We start from the raw sequence: 5,218 nt of genomic DNA, 5'->3' as shown, positions 1-5,218 counted from the left end.
CCGGCCCCTCTGTTCTTGAGGTAGACCGCATCCAGCCGCTTTTGCGACTGCTGGGCAGCCGAGCGGGAGCAAGCTCCCTCGCCACGGGTAAGCGGTACCGCTCACACAATAGGTTGAGCACAAAAAACGCCGACGCTGTATCAGCCGTCGGCGTTTGTAACTGCGAAAAGGTCTACCGTGCCGATCAGAACGCCGGCAGTACCGCGCCGCTGTATTTCTTCTCGATGAACGCCTTCACTTCCGGGCTGGTCAGCGCCTTGGCCAGTTTCTGGATGGCCGGGCTGTCCTTGTTGTCCGGACGGGCCACCAGGAAGTTCACGTAAGGCGAATCCGAACCCTCGATCACCAAGGCATCCTTGGCCGGGTTGAGACCTGCTTCCAAGGCGTAGTTGGTGTTGATCATGTCCAGGTCGACCTGGTCCAGCACACGCGGCAGCATGGCCGATTCCAGTTCCTTGAACTTGAAGTTCTTCGGGTTCTCGGCGATGTCTTTCGGCGTTGCCAGGGCGTTTTTCGGGTCCTTGAGTTTGATCAGGCCAGCCTTCTGCAACAGGATCAGGGCACGACCGCTGTTGCTGCCTTCGTTAGGGATGGCGATGGTCGCGCCGTCTTTCAGCTCAGCCAGGCTTTTGACTTTTTTCGAGTAGCCGCCAAACGGTTCGACGTGGACGCCGATCACCGTCACCAGGTTGGTGCCTTTGCCTTCGTTGAAGCTCTTGAGGTAAGGCAGGGTCTGGAAGTAGTTGGCGTCCAGGCGCTTCTGGTCAACCTGTACGTTGGGTTGTACGTAGTCGGTGAACACCTTGATCTGCAGATCCACGCCTTCTTTGGCCAGGGCCGGCTTGATCAGTTCGAGGATTTCAGCGTGGGGTACCGGTGTGGCGGCCACAACCAGTTTCTCCGCCGCCTGGGCCAGGCCCGAGGTCAAGGCTGCCGCCAATGCGGTGAACAACAGAACCTTTTTCATGCAGTGTCCTTATCGAATATCACTGTCGTCATGGACGACGGCCAAATGTGGGTGTGCCAGCGAAGTGCTATCGCTGGCGTGATGCGGAAGATACCGACATTTTTTATGCCTTAACAATATCTTTTTTTGAAGTACTTATATCAATAGTGAATTTATGAGCATCGGAAAAATCTTCATGCCAGGCGGATGTCCGTGCCCCTTCTCATGAGATCGCCATAGATGTCGTCGCACCATTTAATGATTGCATCGTCGTGCCATTTTTTAGCTGAGGCCAAATAGCTTTCAGCCTTTTCAATGTACTTGTCCCTTTCGACTGTATACGTAACGCCCTTGGCGGCGTAACTGACATAACCGACCACGTCCTTGGCTGTCAGAAGATTTTCAAGCCGGTTCTTCAGAGCCACGTGGTTGCGCTGCCCACCTCGAATTATCGGGCTCGATGCGTTGGCATAGGTGCCGATGCGTGTAACACGCATGGCATTACTGCGGCTTAATGTCACGACGTCACCGAGCGAATCGACCGTTTTTGCCAAGGCGACAGATATACCTTTGCCCAAGACTTTACCTGTCAGGGAAGCGCCTCCAGAGACGACGCCCAAGGCAACAGCGGTATAAGTCAGGATCTGAGTGGCGACGGCGTCCGGAGCCGTTTCCTCCAGCACGGTCGAAGCAATCGAAGCTGCACCTGACACCACCTCAAGCGTCAACGCCATCGCGGCCGAAAACGATACTCCCACCAAAGGCGCGGAGGCGCCTAACGTCGCAACAGTGAGTGCAACGGTCGCGACCGTGAACACAACGGCCAAGCCAATCTTGATCCAGCCGGAGGTGGAAATATGACCCGTCGGATCGCGGAGATTGATCGGGTCCCCCAGACAATAAGCATAGGGGTTGAGGCCGCCACCATCGAAAGGGCTCCAGCTGTCCGGCCGATGAAATCGCATCAGCACCGGATCGTAGGCACGATACCCATTGCCAAGCAGATAACAACCGGTCTGCGCATCCAGCGGTTCGCCGCCGAAACCGAACAGGCTACCCAATACATCGGTCATCTGGCTCTGGCCGTAAGGCAAATACGCGTACCGAGTATTGCCGCCACCAGCAAAAGCTTGCAGTACGTTGCCACAGCCGTCGGTCCTGAACAGCGCCGTTTCCTGGCCCTGCAACAAGGCTAGCAACTGCTGCTCTTCACACATGATGCTGCGGCCGCCCTCCTCCGTTGCGTCGCTGCATAGCCGGTCTTCCCGGTAGAACCGCCGGCATGACTTTTGCCCCACAGACTCCACGACATGAAGCCGGTCCGATGGATCGTATTCATAGCGACCCAACGTTGACCTCGAGTCAGCCGAACCTACGCGCTCCAGGCGGCCCAACTCATCGTAGAACAAACTGCGTCCTTGCGAATCGATGAGCAGGTTGCCGTCGGCGTCGTAGCGGAAATCTGTATTGGCAGATGCGTAATCCGCATGGCTGTGGCTAACAGCGCTCAGTTGTGTCTTGTCTGGTAGGTCGTATCGATAGTCCGCAATGTTTTCGCCACCTGCGAAACGTGTGACGACCTGACGAATGTTATCCAGACAGTCATAGATGAAATCCTGCGAAGTGATATTTTTACCTTGGATGTCCACGGGCACTTGTTCGCCTTCACAGGCGTAATGGATCAGCCGCCCCCGAAGATCGTAGATGAAGGATTCGCAGCGTACCGTCACGCCTCCAACCCTGAGCACGCGCTGGCTCAGCTTATCGCCAAGCCCGAAGGACTGCTCCAGCTCGTGGACATCATTGCCCTGGGCCGATGAGCGGCGAAGAATCTGGCGTCCGAACTCGTCATGCGTCAGATCAGTGACAACTGATACTCCCGAGCGAGCGTCGGTTACCGATTGAGAAGAAAGCAGGCCACGAGCATCGTAGACGTAGGCAACTACCACCCCGCCCTGGGTAATACCCGACAACCGCCCCGTTTCGTCATAGCGACAGGTGCGAACCGTCCCATTGACGTCTGTGTGGCTGATCGGCTTACCCATCAACGAATAAGTCTCTGAGCTTTCGTATCGATCGGATGAGGTCATCCATATTTCATGCTTGATTCGGCCTGAGGCAAAATACTCAAGGCATCGTAGCACCGAGGAGTTGGCAGACTCCTGCAGCAAACCGGTATGCGGATCGTACCGGTGTCTTGTGAAAACCGGCGCCTGGCTGCCTTTGCGTTCGGTGACACAATCATTCAGCAATGGATGCAGCGTGTAGTTCATGACCTTGCCGGCCGCACTGATTCTCTGCGAGGGATTGCGGCTGGAGCCTTCATAGATCATCTGCTCGGCTCGATCACCAGTACGGGTGCGGACGATGCGCATCAGTCCATCGAAGTCACGAGTGCCCACTACATAGCCGTTCACGCTGATTTCTGTCGGAAAATCACCTTGGCTCTGCGCAGAGTACTTTTTTTTGACCTGAGTACCGTCCGGCAGCGTCGTGCTTAGCAACCGACCGGCAAGATCGTAGCTATAGAGGGTTACGCCAGCATCGGAAGCCGTCTGCTTCACGCATCGCCCCAGGCCGTCATAGTCGTAGGAAGTGACCTCCAGAACCATGCCGGTCAAGCCCACACGCTCGACCCGCGACGGCTTGCCGAAAATATTGTTGACAGTACGCGTCTTGCCGCCTCCTTCCGTCCACTGCGTACGCGTCAGAGCTACCGGGTCGATCTCGTCATGCACGACAGCCTGCCCGCTTCGGCTGATGCGGCTCTGCTGTCCCCATGCGTCGTACCCATAGACGCTCGTGAGCGTTTTCGCCGCCCCCGCGAACCAGTCCACCTGCTTATCGGTCCTCAGGCGACCGAGACTGTCATATTCGGCTCGATAAATCAGGCGCATGGGTGCGCCAGGTGCGTCCACGTCTTGCTTTTGAACGCTTATTTTTCGGCCGAGCCCATCGGCGCGGGTTGTTGTAAGAGCGCCCCGCGAATCCTGGACAACTGTGGTAGTAAATGGATCTGCGGCCGAGTAGGGTCGATAGGTGTATTGGCGGGATGCAGAACTGTCGGTACCCGGCATAACCGTTTCGCGAGTCAACTGCCCCAGCGAATCGTATTCCATGGTAATGCTGTTGCCGTCGGTTTCTTCAGCCTTGACCAGCCGGCCGGACTCGTCATGCCAGCTCTGCCGTTGATGGCTGAGTCCTCCAGCGCTAAAGACCTGAGTCGTGCATACGTTTGCGCTGTCGCGCACATACCGATAGGCGTATGTGGTTGGCACGCCGCCGACAGTTTCAACTTTCTTTTCCAGCCGTCCATGAAAGGGGTGGTGGGTGTCGTTGATGTACTCCAGGCGGCAGTCGACCTGCGGCTCGCTCACGCCTTCCTCATACAGCGTTTCGCTGGCAAGCTGAACGTAACGGCCACCGTCGGTACGCAATGAAGGCAGCTCAACGTAGGTATAACGGACCACGACTGTCGGTGCGGCGACGAAGTTGGGAGAGGCCATAACGCGCTTCTGCTTGAGAAAGCAAGGCACATTCAAAGGACTGGTCGGACAATCGACGCTTCCTTCTATTGGGAAAAACTCGTAAACCTCGCGGGTGCCGCTCGGGTCGATTTTTTCCAGCAGGTTTCCATATCCATCATAGACAGTGCGGGTCACCTCCTCGCGAATTTTGTCCTGGCCGCTATTTCCGATGTCCCGATGGTCGAACCAGCTATCGCTCACGGCACGAGGCAGCTGAAACTGGTCCGGTTGGTCCCGGAACGGCTTGTTAGGCACCTCGTAATATTCAATCCTGCGCAGATGCACTCTGCCGGCGCTGTTCGTCTCTTGCGAAACCATGGAATGGAAGCGGTTATAGGTGCGCGACACCCGCGAAGCCTCGCGTCGCTCTCCGTTGACGAGCGCCATGTGGATCTCGGTGCAGGAGTATTCGTAAGCCCAGTTCAGGCGAAAAAGTACGTCTTCATCTTCCGACCACGACGCACGGGAATCAAAACCCAGGAAATTTCGCGCCGAATATTCGTAGCGGGTGACGAGTGCCAGTTGCTCACCTCCAGGCACCACGGTTGACTGGATGACAGCGGGCATCGAAGGCACCGGCGCCCCCGTCGGCAAACGATGGGCGTCGGGCTTGTACGCCAGGACTTCGCGCAATCCGCTGGGCTGTAGAATTTCGGAAATTAATAAAAACCCGTTGATCAGCTTATATTCAAAAGACCACGTCAAAACCTTGTTTTCAGCCGTGACCAAGCGGATGTGTTTCAGC

2 protein-coding genes are annotated in these 5,218 nt (G+C 56.4%); both read right to left on the bottom strand.

What is annotated here, in order from left to right:
* Positions 1-184 precede the first annotated feature (184 nt).
* Positions 185-967 (bottom strand): MetQ/NlpA family ABC transporter substrate-binding protein, encoded by a 783-nt coding sequence (locus ACE04F_RS08700; protein ID WP_305497576.1) that lies wholly within the window; start codon positions 965-967, stop codon positions 185-187.
* A gap of 173 nt (positions 968-1,140) precedes the next feature.
* Positions 1,141-5,202 (bottom strand): RHS repeat-associated core domain-containing protein, encoded by a 4,062-nt coding sequence (locus ACE04F_RS08695; protein ID WP_486105908.1) that lies wholly within the window; start codon positions 5,200-5,202, stop codon positions 1,141-1,143.
* Positions 5,203-5,218: the final 16 nt, after the last annotated feature.

Source organism: Pseudomonas sp. AGC41 (genome assembly GCF_057334555.1).
Note: the sequence above shows the minus strand (reverse complement) of the source record. Positions and strands in the feature narration are given on the sequence as shown.